Origin of the sequence: Mycobacterium sp. E2462, assembly GCF_001672685.1 — a bacterium.
Taxonomy (GTDB): Bacteria; Actinomycetota; Actinomycetes; order Mycobacteriales; family Mycobacteriaceae; genus Mycobacterium.
This window is the reverse complement of sequence record NZ_LZKC01000329.1, coordinates 15,475-33,538: the sequence shown is the minus strand read 5'-3', so window position 1 is coordinate 33,538 and position 18,064 is coordinate 15,475. Positions and strand designations below refer to the sequence as shown.

The following is an 18,064-nucleotide window of genomic DNA, read 5'->3' as shown; positions in this document are numbered from 1 at the left end:
GGCACCAGGGCGAACAGCAACAGCGCCGGGCGTTGAAAGCCGTACAGCGGCAGCGGGCCGATACCGGGAAGCGACACGTGGCCCACCCTTCCTGTCCAGGACGGACCCGTCAAACGCGGCTCACTCGCGGCGCAGGCGCCCGTCGACGAACTGTTCCAGCTTCTCCCACTCCCGCACTGCGGCCGCGTACGGCGGCGACGGTTTGTCGGCCGCGTCGGGCTCGAGCACGTAGGCCACCAGCTTGCCCAGCGGGCGCCCGGCGTCGAGCGCCTTGTCGACCGTCGCCTCCTCGGAGTAGTCACCGATGTCGCGGAGCAGCTCGACGGCCAGGTCCAGCTGCTCGCGGTCGACGGCGTCGGGGCCGTCGGCGAGGTCGTCGGCCAGCCCGCTGAGCACGTAGATGTTGTCGTCGGTGACCTCCACCGACAGTGAGCCGTCGGTGGCCGCGGTGCGGATGTCGTCGTAGGTGCTCAGGTCCGCCAGGTCGTGGTCGTGCTCGTCGGCCAGGTACCGCGCCAGCGCCCGTTCGGAGGTGAACACGCTGATGCGCCCGTTGCGGCCCAGGAAGATCGGCTGGTCGTCGAGGTAGCAGCGCAGCGTGTAGAAGGTGCCCGAGCTGGTCATGATCCGGACCGGGTCGATGCCCACCTGCAGCCAGAAGTCCTTGTCGCTGCCCAGCACCACGGTGTCACCGGCGGCGCGCTCCTCGGCCGGCTCGTCGTCGGCCTCACCCGCGGGCTTCTCGGCCTCGTCGTCGTCGGCCGCCGCCTCCGCGGCCTCGGCGTCCGCGGCCGCCTCGGTGTCGGTGTCGGATTCGGTGTCGGGCTCGGGGCGCTCCTCGGCGAGCTCCTCGGCGGCCTTCTCCGACTCGGCGGCGTCGACGTCGGGGGTGGTAATGATCTCCTCGATCGCGCCCAGCACGTCGTCCCAGCTGCGGCCGATCACCTCGGCGATCGCGTTCCAGCGCTTGAGGCCGGCCTTGCCGGCGAAGTGGTCGACGCCGCCGGACACCGTGCCCAGGCTGGGGTTGCCGTTGAAGAACTTCGACACCGCCGCCAGCTCGCACACCGACCCGATGGACGACACGATCGCCAACGCGCCCGCCAGGGCGTTCACCGACTCCTCGGTCGGCTTCTCCGAGACCAGCTCCTCGACCGCGACCAGGTCGAACTGTTGATCCGCGGCGGGTTCCAGCGCGTGCGCGTGCGCCGCGGTCAGGTCTTGCCACGCCGGGTGGTCGAGCAGGTCGTTGTCCGAGTCGGTGCGCACGAACGCGACCAGGTCGGCGACGGATTCGAAGGCGAACAGGTCCTCGTCCTTACCCAGGAATGCCTCCCACTCGTCGCCGGAGTCGCGCCAGCGGGGCGCCCACACCGTGTAGCGGTCACCGTCGGACAGGCTCAGGCGGATGGGCACGAGGTCAGCAGCCATGCGGCACACAATAGCGACGACCCCGCGGCCGACTAGCCCCAGATGTCGGTGATCGGGGCCGCGCCCGCCGCGTACCCGGTCTTGGGCAGGCCGTACATCTGCTCCAGCGTCGACAGGACGTTGTAGTGGTTGATCTGCTCGGGGTAGCTGCCGGGACGGACGTGGGCGCCGTAGAACACGGTCGGGATCTGGTTGCGGCTGGAGTTGTCGTCCTCGTCGAAGGTGACGATCAGCAGGCTGTTGTTGGCGACGGCCCATTTGGCGTAGCCCGACAGCTGCTGGTTCAGCCAGGTGTCAGCCTGGGTGATCGAGCCGTCGTGCATGTTGTCGTCGTTGTTGGGAATGACGAACGACACCGTGGGCAGGGCGGCGTAGTTGTTGGCCGGGAACGCCGAGAAGGGCAGCGAGTTCGCCGGCGGGACGTTGGCGAAGTTGACCCAGGGCACGTGCTTGCGCGCGTACTTGCCGGCGCTGCACACGGGCGAGCCGACGGCGGGCAGGCCCTCGGCGAACCCGGCAAAGGTGTAGCCCGCGGCCAGCAGCTCCGACCCCAGGTTGGGCGCGGCGCCGGCGTTGACGGGGCAGGTGTCCCGGGTGACCCCGAAGGTGTTCCCGGCGAACAGGGCGAGGTAATTCGGTTCGCTGGGATGGGTTTCGGCGTAGGACTGGGTCATGTTGGCGCCGCCGGCCGCCAGCGCGGTGATGAAGGGCGCCGCCTTGTTGCCGACGATGTGCCCCTCGGAGTGGTTCTCCTCCACGACGATCACCACGTGCGAGGGCTGCGGAACCGCCTCGGCGGCGTGGGCCACGCGCGTCGTGACCGGGCCGGTCGCGAGCGCCAGCACCGTGACGGCGCCGAGGGCCCGCAACGCCCGAGAGGCCCTGGCCGTCAATCGAGTTCGCGCGTCATCTCGGCTGGGCACGGGCCAGAGCTTAGGGCCGCGCCGGGGCGTCGGCGGGGCCGACGCGGGTGGCGTCCGCGGGGCGTTAACGAATCGCGGCCGGTTCGTTATATACAGTGAAATTCCATGGAAGTCCGCGTCGTCGATCACCCGTTGGCGGCCGCGTCGCTGACCACGATGCGCGACGAGCGCACCGACGACGCCGGATTCCGCGCCGCGCTGCGCGACGTCGCCACGATGCTGGTCTACGAGGCCACCCGCGACGCGGCCCGGGAGACGTTCCGGATCCGCACCCCGGTGGCCGAGGCGCTCGGCGTGCGGCTGGCCAGGCCGCCGCTGCTGGTGCCGGTGCTGCGCGCCGGGCTGGGCATGGTCGATGCCGCGCTCGCGTTATTGCCCAATGCCCGCGTGGGTTTCGTCGGTGTCGCGCGCGACGAGGACACCCACGAGGCGACCGGCTACCTCGAGACGCTGCCCGCGGAACTGGCGGGGCTGCCGGTGCTGGTTCTCGACCCGATGCTGGCCACCGGCGGGTCCATGCGGCACACCGTCGGCCTACTGCGCGAGCGCGGGGCCGACGACATCACCGTGCTGTGCGCGGTCGCCGCGCCGGAAGGCATTGCCGCGCTTGAGACATGCGCACCGACCGCGCGCCTGTACACGGTGGCCGTCGATGACGGGCTCAACGACGTCGCCTACATCGTGCCGGGGCTGGGCGACGCGGGCGACCGCCAATACGGGCCGCGCTAGCTACCAGTTGCGCACCGCGGCGAGCACGTCGTCGCGCAGGGCGCGGGCCCGGGCCCGCGCGGCCGCCAGGTCGCCGGCCATCGGGCAGCGAATTTCGATGTAGCACTTCAGTTTTGGCTCGGTTCCCGACGGGCGTACCACCACCCGCGCCGACGCGTCGTCGGCGCGGCCGGTGAAGATCAGCGTGTCGCCGAGGTCGGCGGTGGTGGCGGGAAGTCCGGCCAGCCGTCGCGGCGGGTCGGCGCGCAACCGGTCCAGCAGCCGCGCCGCCTCGGCCGGGTCGGCGACCCGCCGCGACACCGCGGCGACGTCATGCACGCCGTAGCGGCGGGCCAGCTCGTCGAGGGCTCCAGGCACCGTGTCGCCGCGCTCCTTCAGCGCGGCCACCAGGTCGCACACCAGCACCCCGGCGCTGATGCCGTCCTTGTCGCGCACGGCGTCCGGGTCGGCGCAGTGCCCGATCGCCTCCTCGTAGGCGTAGACCAGCCTGCCGCCGGGCACCGACGCGTCGGCGCGGGCCAGCCATTTGAACCCGGTGCGGGTCTCGACGTGCGTCGCGCCGCGCCGCGCGGCGATGGCCGCCAGCATCCGCGACGACACCACGGTGCTGGCCACCACGGCGCCGGGCCGCGCCGTGGCGAGCAGGTAATCGCCGAGCAGCCAACCGGTTTCGTCGCCCGAGAGCATGCGCCAGCCCCCGGCGTCCGGGACGCCGACTGCGCATCGGTCGGCGTCGGGATCCAGAGCGATCGCGACGTCGGCGCCGACGTCGGCCGCCAGGGTCAACAGCGCGTCGGTGGCGCCGGGCTCCTCGGGGTTGGGGAACGCGACGGTGGGGAAGTCGGGGTCGGGCGCGAACTGGGCGCCCACGGTGTGCACCTGGGTGAAGCCGGCCCGCTGTAGCGTCTCGACGGCCACCGCGCCGCCCACGCCGTGCAGCGGGGTCAGCGCCACCCGCACCGAGCCGGTGCCGTGGCGCAGGCCGGCCGCGCGCTCGACGTAGCGGTCGAAAAGGTCGGTGCGCGCAGGTGACACCGGCGTGCGCGGGATGCGGTCGGCGAAAGGCGCTGTGCCGATGGCGTTTTCGATGTCCCGATCGGTGGGGGAGATGATCTGGATGCCGCCGTCGGCGTACACCTTGTAGCCGTTGTCGCCCGGCGGGTTGTGCGAGGCCGTGATCTGGATCCCCGCGGCCGCGCCGGTGTGCCGGACCGCGAACGCCAGCACCGGCGTCGGCGTCGCCCCCGGCAGCGGGAGCACCGAAAAGCCCTGGGCGGCAAGCACTTCGGCGGTCGTCGTGGCGAACGCCGCGGAGCCGTGCCGGGCGTCGCGACCCACCACCACCGAGGAGCCGCCCAGGCCGCGGCGCTTGAGCACCTGAGCCACCGCCCAGGTCGCGCGCGACACCACCGCGACGTTCATGGCGTCCGGCCCGCCGCGCACCGGGCCGCGCAGACCCGCGGTGCCGAAGGTGAGCGGGCGGGCGAACCGCGCGGCGAGCTCGTCGGCGTCGCAGGCCGCCAGCTCGGCCGCCGTGGCGGGATCCGGGTCGTGCGCGATCCACTCCTCGGGCGTCATGGCCGCGCTCTAGATGCGCCCGACGATGTCGGCGAGCAGGGCACCCATCCGGGCCGCCGAGGCGGCGCCGGCGGCCAGCACCTCGGCGTGGCTCAGGGGCGCGCCGCTGATGCCGGCGGCCAGGTTGGTGACCAACGACACCCCCAGGACCTCGGCGCCGGCGGCCCGGGCCGCGATGGTCTCGTGCACCGTGGACATGCCGACCAGGTCGGCGCCCAGCGTCCGCAGCATCCGGATCTCGGCGGGCGTCTCGTAGTGCGGGCCGGGCAGCCCCGCGTAGACGCCCTCGGGCAGCGCGGGGTCGGCCCGCCGCGCGAGGGCGCGCAACCGCGGCGAATACGCGTCGGTCAGGTCCACAAAGTGCGGCCCGACCAGTGGCGAGCGCGCCGTCAGGTTGAGGTGGTCGCTGATCAGGACCGGCGCGCCGATCGCCAGGTCCGGTCGCAACCCCCCGGCCGCGTTGGTGAGCACCACGACGCGGGCCCCCGCCGCGCAGGCCGCGCGGACCGGGTGCACGACGTGGCGCAGATCGTGGCCCTCGTAGGCGTGCACCCGCCCCACCAGGACCAGCACCCGGTGGTCGCCGACGCGCATCGACATCAGCTGCCCGGTGTGCCCGACGGCCGTCGGCGGGGTGAAGCCGGGGACGTCGGCCTGGGGTAGGACGGCGGTGGGGGAGCCGAGCGCGGCCGCCGCCGGCGACCAACCCGAACCCAGCACGACGGCCACGTCGTGACGCGCGACACCGGTGCGCTCGGCGATGACCCGCGCGGCCCGCCGCGCCAGCTCGTCGGGGTCGGGCGGGGGGTCGGCCACAGTGGGGGAGCTTAGTCCGGTGACGGGACGACCGATGCTGGTCGGCGGGGCTCGTGGTGCGAAGCTGTCCCCGCGGTATGTGAGGATCTCCGGCATGGGTTGTCGTAGTCGGCCGGTCGTCGGCCTCGCTGTCAGTGCCGCTGTCGCCGTAGCGGTGTCGGTGGTCGCGCTCATCGGTGGCGCGCCGCGGGCACGGGCCGACTGTCCCGACGTCCAGCTGATCTTCGCGCGCGGCACGGCCGAACCGCCGGGCCTGGGCGCCACCGGGGACGCGCTGTTCGCCGCCATGCAATCCGCCCTGGGCGGCCGCAGCGTCGACAACTACCCGGTGAACTATCCCGCCAGCTACAACTTCCTGCAGACGGCCGACGGCGCCAACGACGCCCGCGACCACATCGCGCAGATGGTCGATCAGTGCCCGTCGACGCGGCTCGTCCTCGGCGGCTTCTCGCAGGGCGCCGCCGCGGTCTCGATGCTTGCGGGGGTCCCCCCGCTGGGCAACACCATCGGTGAGTTCGGGTCCGCCCCCGCGCTGGACCCCGCCCTGGCCGGCAAGATCAGGGCGGTCGCGGTGTTCGGCAACCCCGGCAACCGGTTCAACACGCCGCTGTCGACGACGGGCGCCTTCGCCGGCCGGGCCATCGACCTGTGCAGCCCAGGCGACCCGGTCTGCGTCGTCGGCGGACGCGACCGGGATGCGCACCACGACTACGACGAGCCGCCCTACCCGGGCCAGGCGGCGGGATTCATCGCCGGGCAGCTCTGACCCCGGGGGCCCCGGGCCGCTCAGGTCGCGGTGCGATACTGCGAAGATGCCCACCGCCCCGTTAGCGAGCCCACTCGACAGCGTCGAGGACCTGGTGCGGCGACGCGGTGCCGATCTGGTCGAGTTGTCGCACGCGATCCACGCCGAGCCCGAGCTCGCGTTCCACGAGCACCGCAGCTGCGCCAAGGCGCAGGCGTTGGTCGCCGAGCGCGGCTTCGAGATCACCTCCGCCGCCGGCGGTTTGGACACCGCGTTTCGCGCCGACTTCGGCGACGGCCCGCTGACCGTCGGGGTCTGCGCCGAGTACGACGCGCTGCCCGAGATCGGCCACGCCTGCGGCCACAACATCATCGCGGCGTCGGCGGTGGGCGCCGCCCTGGCACTGGCCGAGGTGGCCGGCGACCTGGGCCTGCGGGTGGTGCTGCTGGGCACGCCCGCCGAGGAGTCCGGCGGTGGCAAGGAGCTGCTGCTGCGGGCCGGGGTGTTCGACGACGTCGCGGTCGCCGTCATGGTGCACCCGGGACCCGCCGACATCGCCGCGGCGCGGTCGCTCGCGTTGTCCGAGGCCGTCGTGCACTACCGCGGCCAGGAATCGCACGCCGCCGTGGCGCCGCACCTGGGCATCAACGCCGCCGACGCCGTGACCGTCGCGCAGGTGGCCGTCGGGCTGCTGCGCCAGCAGCTGGCGCCGGGCCAGCTGGTGCACGGCATCGTCACCGACGGCGGGCAGGCGGTCAACGTCATCCCCGGCCGCGCGGCGCTGCAATACGCGATGCGGGCCCTGGAATCCGATTCGCTGCGCCAGCTCGAGGGCAGGATGTACGCCTGCTTCGCCGCGGGCGCGCTGGCCGCCGGGTGCGAATACGACATCGACGCGCCGGCACCGCCGTACGCCGAGCTGCGGCCCGACGCCTGGCTGGCCGAGACCTTCCGCGCGGAGATGTGCCGCCTCGGGCGGCAGCCCGTGGCCCGCGACATCGAGGAGGCGCTGCCCATGGGCAGCACCGACATGGGCAACGTGACGCACGTGCTGCCCGGCATCCACCCGGTGATCGGGGTGGACGCGGGCGGCGCGACAGTGCATCAGCGCGCCTTCGCCGCCGCGGCGGCCGGCCCCAGCGCCGACCGCGCGGTCCTCGACGGCGCGATCATGCTGGCGCGCACCGTCGTGCAGCTGGCGCAGACGCCCGACGAACGCGACCGGGTCCTGGCCGGGCGGGAGCGCCGACGGAGCGGGGCGCGGGCATGAGCCTCGCCGACGCCGCCCAGGCGTGGCTGGCGGCGCATGCCGACGAGCTGGTCGAATGGCGCCGGCACATCCACCGCCACCCGGAGTTGGGCCGCCAGGAGTACGCCACCACCCAGTTCGTCGGGGAGCGGCTGGCCGACGCGGGCCTCAACCCCAAGGTGTTGCCCGGCGGCACCGGCCTGGTCTGCGACCTGGGCCCCGACCGCGAGCCGCGGATCGCGCTGCGCGCCGACATGGACGCGCTGCCCATGGCGGAGCTCACCGGCGCGCCGTACAGCTCCACCGTCGCCGGCGTCGCGCACGCGTGCGGCCACGACGCCCACACCGCGATCCTGCTCGGCACGGCGCTGACCCTGGCGTCGGTGCCCGAGCTGCCGGTGGGGGTGCGGCTGATCTTTCAAGCCGCCGAGGAGCTGATGCCGGGCGGGGCGATCGACGCCATCGCGGCCGGTGCGATCAGCGGGGTGTCACGCATCTTCGCGCTGCACTGCGACCCGCGGCTGGAGGTGGGCAAGGTCGCCGTCCGGCACGGCCCCATCACCTCGGCGGCCGATCAGATGGAGATCACGCTCTATTCGCCCGGCGGGCACACGTCGCGCCCGCACCTGACCGCCGACCTGGTGTACGGCCTGGGCACGCTGATCACGGGGCTGCCTGGCGTGTTGTCGCGGCGCATCGACCCCCGCAACGGCACCGTGCTGGTGTGGGGCGCGGTCAACGCCGGGGTGGCCGCCAACGCCATCCCGCAGACCGGAGTGCTGGCCGGCACGGTGCGCACCGCGAGCCGCCAGACCTGGGTGGGGCTGGAACAGATCATCCGCGAGACGGTGTCCGCGCTGCTGGCGCCGCTGGCCATCGAGCACACCCTGCAGTACCGGCGCGGCGTTCCGCCCGTGGTCAACGAGGACGTCTCGACGCGCATCCTCACCCACGCGATCGAAAGCATCGGGCCCGACGCGCTCGCGGACACCCGTCAGTCCGGCGGAGGCGAGGACTTCTCCTGGTACCTCGAGGACGTCCCCGGCGCGATGGCCAGGCTGGGCGTGTGGCCCGGGCAGGGCCCGCAGCTGGACCTGCACCAGCCGACGTTCGACCTCGACGAGCGGGCGCTGGCGATCGGGGTGCGCGTGCTGGTCAACATCGTCGAGCAGGCCGCCGCGGTCGACGCCTCTTAGACGCCGGCCCGGGCGACGTGCGCGGCGAGACGCGCGTAGACACCGCGTGTGACGTCGGTGGCGTCGCTCATGATGTTGTAGCCGTGGTCGACGCCGGGCACCTCGTAGTACTCGACCAGCGCGCCGGCGGCCTCGAGCTTGTCGGCGTAGGCGCGGCCTTCGGCGCGCAGCCGGTCGTGTTCGGCCGTCACCACCACCGCGGGGGCGATGCCGGCGATGCCCTCGGCGTTGTCGCCCCACGCCGGGGACGCCAGGCGGTCGCGCCGCTGTGCCCGGTCGGGGATGTAGGCGGTGTCGAAGACCTCGCCCATCCACGGTTTCAGGATGGCCCGGCGACCGACGCTCGACGCCTTCGCGCGGGTGGGCGTCACCAGGTCCAGGGGCGGGTAGTGCAGCACCTGCAGGGCGATGCGCGGGCCGTCGTTCTCCAGGGCCAGCCGCGCCGCCGCGGCGCTGAGGTTGCCGCCGGCGCTCTGGCCGCCGACGCACAGCCGGCCGCCGTCCCAGTCGCGGTCTACCGCGGACGCCCAGCACACGACGTCATACACCTGCAGCGGCGCCGCCGGGAAGCGGTGCCCGGGAGCGAGCACGTAGTCCGGGTTGAGCACCGCGACACCGGCGTTGGCGGCCAAAAACCGGCACCACGGATCGTCCTGCTCGGGGTGCCCGATGACGAACCCGCCGCCGTGCACGTTGACATAGATCGCCGGGCGCGTCGCGGCCCCGGGCGGGTGGTAGACCGTCGCGGCGACGGGGCCGTACCGGGTAGGGATGCTCACCCGCGACGTGCGCCCCGCCACCTCGGGGAAGCGCACGCCGTCCCTGGGCCAGGGCCGGACCGCGGCGGCGAACGCGCGCGCCACCACATCGGCGACCACGGGTATCGAAAGCAACGACAACGGCGAACCTAGGCGCTGGTGCCCGGGCCGATGTTGCGGGCCGGCCGGGTGCGCAGGTCGTGGACGTAATCGGCTGGCGCACCGGCAATTTCGGCCGCGTCGGCCATGACTCCCAGGTAGCGGGCCGAGGGCAGGCCGCCCTCCCACGCGTCGAGCACGTAGAGCCACGCCAGCACGGGATCGGTGTCGGTGTCGGAGGAGATGCGCTCCACGCGGCACCGAATCTTCTTGTGCACGCCGAACTCCGAGCCCTCCCAGCGGTCCAGGTTGTTCTCGTCGGCCGGGGTCATGTCGTAGAGCACGACGAACACCTTGGAATCGGGATCCTCGACGACGGAGGCCAGCGCGCCCTCCCAACCGATGTCCTCGCCGCCGAACGTCAACCGCCACCCGTGCAACCAGCCGGTTCCGGTCATCGGCGAGTGGGGTGCGCGTTTCTGCATCTGCTCGGGATCCATGTTCGACCCGTAGGCGGCGTAGAGCGGCACGGGAGAATCTTAGACGTCACACGCCGACGCGGCGCACAGCCGCAACGTTCGTTAGGTTGTGTGACGTGGCGACCCGCATTGTGATCATCGGGGGAGGGCCGGCCGGCTACGAGGCGGCGCTCACTGCGGCGGCGCGCGACGCCCATGTCACCGTCATCGACTCCAACGGCATCGGCGGCGCCGCGGTGCTGTATGACGTGGTGCCGTCGAAGGCGTTCATCGCCTCGACCGGGGTCCGCACCGAGTTGCGGCGTGGACCGCAGCTGGGCTTCGACGTCGACATCGAAGCCGCCAAGATTTCGCTGCCCGACATCCACCAGCGTGTCAAGCGGCTCGCCGCCGAGCAGTCCGCTGACGTCAAGGCGCAACTGATCAGTGCGGGCGTCGACGTGGTTCAGGGCAAGGGCGAGCTGGTCGACACCGCCCCCGGGCTCGCCACCCATCGGGTGCAGGCCACCGCGCCGGACGGCGCCACCAGCACGTATGAGGCCGACGTGGTGCTGATCGCCACCGGCGCCAGCCCCCGCGAGCTGCCGACCGCGCGGCCCGACGGCGAGCGCATCCTGACGTGGCGTCAGCTCTACGACCTCGATGCGCTGCCGGACCACCTGATCGTGGTCGGCTCGGGCGTGACCGGCGCCGAATTCGTGCACGCCTACACCGAACTGGGTGTCGACGTGACGGTCGTCGCCAGCCGCGACCAGATCCTGCCGTACGAGGACGCCGACGCCGCCGAGGTGCTCGAGCGGATCTTCGCCGAACGCGGCGTGAAGCTCGTCAAGAACGCCCGCGCCGACTCGGTGACCCGCACCGGATCCGGGGTGCTGGTCAAGCTCGCCGACGGCCGGACCGTCGAGGGCAGCCACGCGTTGATGACGATCGGCTCGGTGCCCAACACCGGCCAGTTGGGGCTGGACCGGGTCGGCATCGAGCTGGGGCCGGGTAACTACCTGAAGGTGGACCGGGTGTCGCGGACCAAGGTGTCCAACATTTATGCCGCCGGCGACTGCACGGGCTTGCTGCCGCTGGCCTCGGTCGCCGCGATGCAGGGCCGGATCGCGATGTGGCACGCGCTCGGTGAGGCCGTCACCCCTATCCGGTTGCGCACCGTCGCCGCCGCGGTGTTCACCCGCCCGGAGCTGGCCGCGGTGGGCGTCCCGCAGTCGGCGATCGACGACGGGACGGTGCAGGCCCGGACGATCATGTTGCCGCTGCGCACCAACGCCCGCGCCAAGATGTCCGGACTGCAGCACGGGTTCGTGAAGCTGTTCTGCCGCCCCGCGACCGGTGTGGTCATCGGCGGCGTGGTGGTCGCCCCGATCGCCTCGGAGCTGATCCTGCCGATCGCGATGGCCGTGCAGACCCGGCTGACCGTCAACCACCTGGCCCAGACGCTGGCCGTCTACCCCTCGCTGTCCGGCTCGATCACCGAGGCCGCGCGGCGGTTGATGGCCCACGACGATCTGGACTGAAGCCCTCGACGATCTCGACTAGCCTTGGTCAGCGACACCGTCCTACTGGCGAGTAACTACCCGGTGAGGAGTCCGCTACCGTGACCGATCCCCTCAACGCGCCCAGCCAGCGCAGCTCGCCGGCGTCCATGCTGGGACCGCGGCAGCGCGAGGCGGCCTGGCAGCGCCTCGGCAGCGAACAGTTCGACGTGGTGGTCATCGGCGGCGGCGTGGTGGGTTCGGGCTGCGCGCTCGACGCAGCGACCCGGGGGCTCAAGGTGGCGCTCGTCGAGGCCCGCGACTTCGCCTCCGGCACGTCGAGCCGCTCGTCGAAGATGTTCCACGGCGGCCTGCGCTACCTCGAGCAGCTGGAGTTCGGCCTGGTCCGCGAGGCGCTGTACGAGCGGGAGCTGTCGCTAACCACGCTGGCGCCGCACCTGGTCAAGCCCATGCCGTTCCTCTTCCCGCTGACCAACCGCGTCTGGGAGCGCCCCTACATCGCCGCCGGCATCTTCCTCTACGACCGGCTCGGCGGCGCCAAATCCGTCCCCGCGCAGAAACACCTCACCCGGGCGGGCGCGTTGCGGCTGAGCCCCGGACTCAAGCGCAGCTCGCTGGTCGGGGGCATCCGCTACTACGACACCGTCGTCGACGACGCCCGGCACACCCTGACCGTCGCGCGCACCGCCGCGCACTACGGGGCGGTGGTGCGGTCCTCCACGCAAGTGGTGGCGTTGCTGCGCGAGGGCGACCGGGTGACCGGGGTGCGGGTCCGCGACTCCGAGGACGGCGCAGTCACCGAGGTCCGCGGCCACGTCGTGGTCAACGCCACCGGCGTGTGGACCGACGAGATCCAGGCGCTGTCCAAACAGCGCGGCCGCTTTCAGGTCCGCGCCTCCAAGGGGGTGCACGTGGTGGTGCCGCGCGACCGGATCGTCAGCGACGTCGCGATCATCCTGCGCACCGAGAAGTCGGTGATGTTCGTCATCCCGTGGGGCAGCCACTGGATCATCGGGACCACGGACACCGACTGGAACCTCGACCTGGCGCACCCCGCGGCCACCAAGGCCGACATCGACTACATCCTCGGCACGGTCAACACCGTGCTGGCCACCCCGCTCAGCCACGCCGACATCGACGGGGTGTACGCCGGGCTGCGTCCGCTGCTGGCGGGGGAAAGCGAGGAGACCTCCAAGCTGTCCCGCGAGCACGCGGTGGCGGTCCCGGCGCCGGGTCTGGTGGCGATCGCCGGCGGCAAATACACCACGTACCGGGTGATGGCCGCCGACGCCATCGACGCCGCCGTGCAGTTCGTGCCGGCGCGGGTGGCGCCGTCGATCACCGAGAAGGTCAGCCTGCTTGGCGCCGACGGCTACTTCGCGCTGGTCAACCAGGCCGAACACGTCGCGGCGCTGCAGGGCCTGCATCCCTACCGGGTGCGGCATCTGCTGGACCGGTACGGCTCGCTGATCGGCGAGGTGCTGGGGCTCGCGGCCGGCGACGCCGACCTGCTGAGCCCCATCAAGGAGGCCCCGGGCTACCTGAAGGTGGAGGCCCGCTACGCCGCCACCGCCGAGGGCGCCCTGCACCTGGAGGACGTCCTGGCGCGCCGGACCCGCATCGCCATCGAGTACTCGCACCGGGGGGTGGACTGCGCGCGCGAGGTGGCCGACGTCATCGCGCCGGCGCTGGGTTGGAGCGCCGCGGCCGTCGAGCGCGAGGTGGCGAACTACACCGCGCGGGTGGAGGCCGAAATCCTGTCGCAGGCCCAGCCCGACGACGTGTCGGCCGACGAGTTGCGCGCCAGCGCCCCCGAGGCGCGCGCCGAGATCCTCGAGCCGGTGCCGTTAACGTGAGCCCGGTGTGAGACCCGCTCCGCTGCCCGTGCGCGACGGCCTGGGCCCCGCGCGGGTGCGGCTGCGCGGCGGCCCGGTGCTGGCCGAACTCACCGCCCGATTCGGGGTGGCCGCCCGGGACAAGGTGCTCGCGGGCGAGGTGGTCGACGCCGACGGGACGCCGGTCGACGCCGCGACGGCGCTGCCCGCCGGGGCCGTCGTCTTCCTGTATCGGGAGCTGCCCGACGAGGCGCCGGTGCCCTTCGACGTGCCGTTGCTGCACGTCAACGACGACATCGTCGTCGTCGACAAGCCGCACTTCCTGGCCACCATGCCGCGGGGTCGGCACGTCGCGCAGACGGCGCTGGTGCGGCTGCGCCGGGAGCTGGACCTGCCGGAGCTGAGCCCGGCGCACCGCCTGGACCGGTTGACGGCAGGGGTCCTGTTGTTCACCGCGCGGCGCGCGGTGCGGGGCGCCTACCAGACGCTGTTCGCCCGGAGGTTGGTGCGCAAGACCTATCTGGCGCGCGCGGCCGTCGATCCCGCGGTGGCCTTGCCGCGGGTGGTGCGCAGCCGGATCGTCAAGCGCAGGGGCGTGTTGCAGGCCAAGTGCGAGCCGGGGCCGGCGAACGCCGAGACGCTCGTGGAGCTGGTCCGCCCGGACGGCCTGTACCGGTTGACGCCGCGGACAGGGCGCACCCATCAGCTTCGGCTGCACATGGCGTCGCTGGGCCTGCCGATCGCGGGGGACCCGCTGTACCCGCGCGTTCTCGATGTCGCGGCCGACGACTTCAGCACGCCGCTGCAGCTGCTGGCCCAGCGCCTGGCCTTCGACGACCCGCTGACGGGGCGACCGCGCGAGTTCGTCAGCCGGCGAGAGTTGTCATAGCGCACAGGCATAATAGAACGCATGTTCGAAGAAGTGCACGAGCGGTTCGACGAGATGGTCGAGCGCCTGTGCCCGTCGGCGACTGAGGAGTCCACCGCGCTGCTCGACCAGGCGTGCGCCGCGGGGCGTGCGGAGAACCGGGCGGCGGCCGCGCAGCTGGCGGTTGATCGGGCGGTTGTTTCGGTATCGGTTGGCGCGGTGCGCGGACACCGAGGACTGGGCGGTGGACACCGAGGCGGCGGTGGCCGCCGGCGTGGCCGCGGCGTTGCGGATCAGCCCCGGCCTGGCGGCGAGCAAGGTGCGCTACGCCCGCGCGATGCGGGAACGATTGCCCGGCGTGGCCGCGGTGTTCCTGGCCGGGGACATCGACTGCTTGACGTTTCAGACGGTGGTGTTTCGCACCGATCTGATCACCGGTGCCGAGGTATTGGCGGTGGTGGACGCGCAGCTGGCCGCGAGGGTGGGGCGCTGGCCGTCGCTGACGCGGGGGCGGTTGGCGGCGGCGGTGGACAAGGTCGTTGCGCACGCCGATGCGGACGCGGTGCGCCGCCGCCGCGAGCGCGCGGCGGGCCGCGAGATCTGGATCGGTGACATGGGCGATGGGCTGGCCCGCATCGAGGGCAGCTTGTTCGGCCCGGATGCGCGTGCGCTGGATCAGCGCTTGGACGCGTTGGCGGCCACGGTGTGCCCGCACGACCCGCGCACGGCCGTCCAGCGCCGCGCCGATGCGCTGGGGGCGCTGGCCGCCGGGGCGGATCGGTTGGGGTGCCGGTGCGGGCGCGCGGACTGCGCGGCGGGCGACCGGCCCGCGCCCGGTCCGGTGGTCATTCACGTGATCGCCCACGGGGGGGCGTTGTCCGGGGCGGGCGCGCCGGGCGTGCAGATCGGCGGCGGTGGGCTGTTGACGCCTGAGCTGCTGGCGGAGCTGGCCGCGTCGGCCAAGCGGGTGCCGCTGGTGCATCCCGCCGATGCGCGGGCGGAGCCGGGCTACTCTCCCTCCAAGGCGCTGAGTGACTACGTGCGCTGCCGGGACCTGACGTGCCGGGCGCCCGGGTGCGATCGCCCGGCCACCGAGTGCGACATCGACCACACGATCCCTTACGCCCGCGGCGGTGCCACCCACGCGTCGAACCTGAAAGTGCTGTGCCGCCAACACCATCTGCTCAAGACCTTTTGGGGCTGGCGCGACCGGCAGCTGCCCGACGGCACGGTCATCTGGACCCTGCCCGGCGCCCGCACCTACGTCACCACCCCCGGCAGCGCCATGCTGTTCCCCGAGCTGTGCGCCCGCACCGCGGACCTTCCCGCGCCCCGTGCCACCGGCGAGGACCGCTGCGCGCCGCGCGGCGCGATGATGCCCCGACGCCGCCGCACCCGCGCTCAGAACCGCGCGCTGCGCGTCGCCACCGAACGCCGCCGCAACCATCACGCCCGCGCGGCCCGGCGAGCCGGGAACCCGGTCACTGCCACGCCGGCGGACGACGGGCACGACCCGCCACCCTTTTAGCGGCGTGGACCCCACGAGATCGGGTAGCCCGCGGTCATGGACATCACGGTCACCTTCATCGGGAACGCCACGACGCTGATCACCGCGGGCGGGGTGACGCTGCTGACCGATCCGAACTTCCTGCACCGCGGGCAGCGCGCCTACCTGGGCCACGGGCTGGTGTCCAAGCGGCTGCGGGAGCCGGCCCTGAGCGTCGACGAACTCCCACCGCTTGACGCGATCGTTCTTTCGCACATGCACGGCGACCACTGGGACCGGGTGTCGCAGCGGGGCCTCGACCACGACCTGCCCATCGTCACCACCGAGCACGCCGCCAAGCGGCTGCAGCGGCGCGGCTTCGGCCGCGCGAGCGGCCTGTCCACCTGGCAACAGCATGCGATCAACAAGGGCGACACGTCGCTGACCATCACCTCGCTGCCGGGCCGGCACGCGCCGGGGTGGAGCCAACGCCTGCTGCCGCCGGTGATGGGCACCATGCTCGAGTTCGCCGGCGGCGACGGGGCGCCGCGGCGCCGCCTCTACATCTCCGGTGACACGCTGCTGGTAGCGGAGCTCAAGGACATCCCGGCCCGTTTCGACGCGATCGACGCCGGCGTGGTGCACCTGGGCGGCACCCGGCTGCCGGCGGGTCCGCGGCTTCCGTTCGGCCTGACGGTAACCATGGACGGCCGCCAGGGCGCCGAACTGGTCGCGCTGCTCAAGCTGCCCAAGGCGATTCCCGTTCACTTCGACGACTACAGCGTCTTCGCGTCGCCGCTGGCGGACTTCACGAGCGAGATGGGGCGCCGCAACATGGCCGATCGGGTGCTCGAGGTGAACCGCGGCGCGTCCGTCACCGTGTAAGCAAAGCGCCGAGCTGCGCCGATGGTTCCGGCAGTCGCCTCCCGCGGCTACGATCGTGGACGGCCAGTTGCAATTGATTCGCGGCTGGTTAACGGGGAGGGTATATCGTTCGTCTCATCCGGTGCCGAACCGGTGAGGTTTCAAGCCGCAGGTGGGAGGCTTCGATGCGCAAAGTTTCGGGGTATTTCGCGGCCTAGTCAACGCAAGTTCGCTGAGGCGTTCTCAGCATGGGCAGTCTGGGGAAGTTATGGATCTTTTAGCGCCCCCCGAGGTCACCTCGACGCTCATCCACACCGGGCCGGGAGCGGGCTCACTGATCGAGGCCGCCGGCGCCTGGCAGCGGCTGGCCGTCGAGTTGGAGAACTCGGTGGCCGGCTACACGTCGTCGCTGTCCACGCTCTTGGAGCAGTGGAGCGGCCCGTCGTCGGTGGCGATGCTGCAGGCCGTCCAGCCCTACCTGCAATGGCTGCGCGACACCGCGCAACAGACCCAGCAGATGGCCGCGTCGGCGGAGTCCGCCGCGTCGGCGTTCACCACCGTCCGCTCCGCGGTGGTGTTGCCCGCGGTCGTGCTCGCCAACCGGACGCGGCTGGCGCAGCTGCTGGCCACCAACCGGTTCGGGCAGAACACGGCCGCGATCGCCGAGACCGAGAACGAATACCAGACCATGTGGACCAACAACTCCACCGCGATGACGCAGTACCAGGCGGCCTCCACCCAGGCCACCGGGCAGCTGTCGAGCTTTCAGTCGCCGATCACCACGACCGACGAGGCGGGGACCGAGCAGCAGGCCGACGCCGTCATGCAGGCCGACGCGACCGGCACCGGCAGCACCGCCAGCTCGATCGGCGACATCCTCAACGACCTCAATATGCCCACCGGCTTCGACCCCAACAGCGGCTGGTTCAACTACTGGAGCACCTGGGGCAACCAGTTCATCTCGTCGGGTTTCCCGATCAACATGCTCAGCTACCTCGCGCAGAACTCATCGGCCAGCGCGCTGCAGTCGGTGGGCGGTGACATCGGCGCCGGGCTGTCGGAGGGCCTGGACGCCACCACGGCCAGCCTGTCCAACGCGATCAAGTCCATCGGGTCGGCGGCGTCGGCGCCCACCGGCGCGATGGGCGTCGGCGTGACGGTCGGCAAGCTGATGGCCCCGCCAGCCGTGGTGGGCCTACTGCCGGGCGCGCAGACGCCGGTGCAACTGGCGTCCGCGGCGACGGCGCTGCCCGCCGCCGAGGCCGGCCTGCCGATGATGCCGATGATGGTGCCGCCGCCGATCTCGGCCGGCAGCGGCTGGCGCAAGAGACGCCAGCAGCAAAAGCAAGAGGACCAAGCCTTCGGCGCGGAAGTCAAGGGCAAAGTGATGCCTCGATCGCCCCTGGGTGGATGAGCGTCGACGCACGTGCCCCGCGGCCGCGGACAACGGGACGTCCCGCCGTCACGCACCGGAGAACTGTCGGATCGGTCGACGCGTTGCGCTCG

At 72.4% G+C, this 18,064-nt stretch carries 15 protein-coding genes and 1 pseudogene; 10 read left to right on the top strand and 6 right to left on the bottom strand.

What is annotated here, in order from left to right; translation table 11 throughout:
- Positions 1-120: 120 nt before the first annotated feature.
- Both A5714_RS17300 and A5714_RS17295 read right to left on the bottom strand, forming a co-directional pair.
- On the bottom strand, positions 121-1,431 hold the full coding sequence (locus tag A5714_RS17300) for a primosomal protein (RefSeq protein ID WP_068067742.1): 1,311 nt from the start codon (positions 1,429-1,431) through the stop codon (positions 121-123).
- Positions 1,432-1,463: 32 nt separating this feature from the next.
- The gene (locus tag A5714_RS17295) at positions 1,464-2,324 is read right to left on the bottom strand and encodes an alkaline phosphatase family protein (RefSeq protein WP_231975914.1); all 861 of its coding nucleotides are present in this window, start codon (positions 2,322-2,324) and stop codon (positions 1,464-1,466) included.
- Between the two features lie 135 nt (positions 2,325-2,459).
- Between A5714_RS17295 and upp the strand changes: the two genes are divergently transcribed.
- Positions 2,460-3,083: a uracil phosphoribosyltransferase gene (gene upp / locus A5714_RS17290; RefSeq protein WP_068287118.1), complete on the top strand. Its 624-nt coding sequence runs from the start codon at positions 2,460-2,462 to the stop codon at positions 3,081-3,083.
- On the opposite strand, the gene A5714_RS17285 is transcribed toward upp, so the two are convergent.
- Both A5714_RS17285 and A5714_RS17280 read right to left on the bottom strand, forming a co-directional pair.
- Entirely contained in the window at positions 3,084-4,661 is a 1,578-nt protein-coding gene (locus A5714_RS17285) for a phospho-sugar mutase (RefSeq protein WP_068287115.1), read from the bottom strand.
- A gap of 9 nt (positions 4,662-4,670) precedes the next feature.
- Complete coding sequence (locus A5714_RS17280; protein WP_068287112.1) at positions 4,671-5,477, bottom strand: purine-nucleoside phosphorylase; 807 nt, start codon at positions 5,475-5,477, stop codon at positions 4,671-4,673.
- A 154-nt stretch (positions 5,478-5,631) separates the two neighbouring features.
- Between A5714_RS17280 and A5714_RS17275 the strand changes: the two genes are divergently transcribed.
- The 3 genes from A5714_RS17275 to A5714_RS17265 are packed head-to-tail and all read left to right on the top strand — an operon-like array spanning position 5,632 to position 8,667.
- Positions 5,632-6,243 carry a cutinase family protein gene (locus A5714_RS17275; RefSeq protein ID WP_197502768.1) on the top strand — a complete coding sequence of 204 codons (612 nt, stop codon included), beginning with the start codon at positions 5,632-5,634 and terminating at the stop codon, positions 6,241-6,243.
- Between the two features lie 46 nt (positions 6,244-6,289).
- On the top strand, positions 6,290-7,492 hold the full coding sequence (locus tag A5714_RS17270; RefSeq protein WP_068287109.1) for an amidohydrolase: 1,203 nt from the start codon (positions 6,290-6,292) through the stop codon (positions 7,490-7,492).
- On the top strand, positions 7,489-8,667 hold the full coding sequence (locus tag A5714_RS17265; protein ID WP_068067722.1) for an amidohydrolase: 1,179 nt from the start codon (positions 7,489-7,491) through the stop codon (positions 8,665-8,667). Before A5714_RS17270 ends, A5714_RS17265 begins: the two co-directional genes overlap by 4 nt.
- On the opposite strand, the gene A5714_RS17260 is transcribed toward A5714_RS17265, so the two are convergent.
- Together A5714_RS17260 and A5714_RS17255 are read right to left on the bottom strand one after the other, a co-directional pair.
- Positions 8,664-9,482 (bottom strand): alpha/beta hydrolase, encoded by an 819-nt coding sequence (locus tag A5714_RS17260; RefSeq protein ID WP_068287121.1) that lies wholly within the window; start codon positions 9,480-9,482, stop codon positions 8,664-8,666. The two genes, A5714_RS17265 and A5714_RS17260, sit on opposite strands and share 4 nt — an antisense overlap.
- A 92-nt stretch (positions 9,483-9,574) precedes the next feature.
- On the bottom strand, positions 9,575-10,054 hold the full coding sequence (locus A5714_RS17255) for a gamma-glutamylcyclotransferase (protein ID WP_068067719.1): 480 nt from the start codon (positions 10,052-10,054) through the stop codon (positions 9,575-9,577).
- Between the two features lie 65 nt (positions 10,055-10,119).
- Between A5714_RS17255 and A5714_RS17250 the strand changes: the two genes are divergently transcribed.
- From A5714_RS17250 to A5714_RS17225, 6 genes and pseudogenes are all read left to right on the top strand, one after another.
- The gene (locus tag A5714_RS17250) at positions 10,120-11,526 is read left to right on the top strand and encodes an NAD(P)H-quinone dehydrogenase (RefSeq protein ID WP_068287106.1); all 1,407 of its coding nucleotides are present in this window, start codon (positions 10,120-10,122) and stop codon (positions 11,524-11,526) included.
- A 128-nt stretch (positions 11,527-11,654) separates the two neighbouring features.
- Positions 11,655-13,361, top strand: coding sequence for a glycerol-3-phosphate dehydrogenase/oxidase (locus tag A5714_RS17245; protein ID WP_369829453.1), 1,707 nt, complete (start codon positions 11,655-11,657; stop codon positions 13,359-13,361).
- A gap of 7 nt (positions 13,362-13,368) precedes the next feature.
- Positions 13,369-14,229, top strand: coding sequence for a pseudouridine synthase (locus tag A5714_RS17240; protein ID WP_156747360.1), 861 nt, complete (start codon positions 13,369-13,371; stop codon positions 14,227-14,229).
- A gap of 21 nt (positions 14,230-14,250) precedes the next feature.
- Positions 14,251-15,736, top strand: a pseudogene (locus A5714_RS17235) (HNH endonuclease signature motif containing protein).
- A gap of 36 nt (positions 15,737-15,772) precedes the next feature.
- On the top strand, positions 15,773-16,579 hold the full coding sequence (locus A5714_RS17230) for an MBL fold metallo-hydrolase (RefSeq protein WP_068067703.1): 807 nt from the start codon (positions 15,773-15,775) through the stop codon (positions 16,577-16,579).
- A gap of 247 nt (positions 16,580-16,826) precedes the next feature.
- Positions 16,827-17,972, top strand: coding sequence for a PPE family protein (locus A5714_RS17225; protein WP_068067700.1), 1,146 nt, complete (start codon positions 16,827-16,829; stop codon positions 17,970-17,972).
- Positions 17,973-18,064 lie beyond the last annotated feature (92 nt).

Coding starts and splice junctions, on each gene's coding strand:
- A5714_RS17300 (WP_068067742.1), bottom strand. CDS start 1,431: ATGGCTGCTGACCTCGTGCCCATCCGCCTGAGCCTGTCCGACGGTGAC.
- upp (WP_068287118.1), top strand. CDS start 2,460: ATGGAAGTCCGCGTCGTCGATCACCCGTTGGCGGCCGCGTCGCTGACC.
- A5714_RS17285 (WP_068287115.1), bottom strand. CDS start 4,661: ATGACGCCCGAGGAGTGGATCGCGCACGACCCGGATCCCGCCACGGCG.
- A5714_RS17270 (WP_068287109.1), top strand. CDS start 6,290: ATGCCCACCGCCCCGTTAGCGAGCCCACTCGACAGCGTCGAGGACCTG.
- A5714_RS17265 (WP_068067722.1), top strand. CDS start 7,489: ATGAGCCTCGCCGACGCCGCCCAGGCGTGGCTGGCGGCGCATGCCGAC.
- A5714_RS17245 (WP_369829453.1), top strand. CDS start 11,655: ATGCTGGGACCGCGGCAGCGCGAGGCGGCCTGGCAGCGCCTCGGCAGC.
- A5714_RS17230 (WP_068067703.1), top strand. CDS start 15,773: ATGGACATCACGGTCACCTTCATCGGGAACGCCACGACGCTGATCACC.
- A5714_RS17225 (WP_068067700.1), top strand. CDS start 16,827: ATGGATCTTTTAGCGCCCCCCGAGGTCACCTCGACGCTCATCCACACC.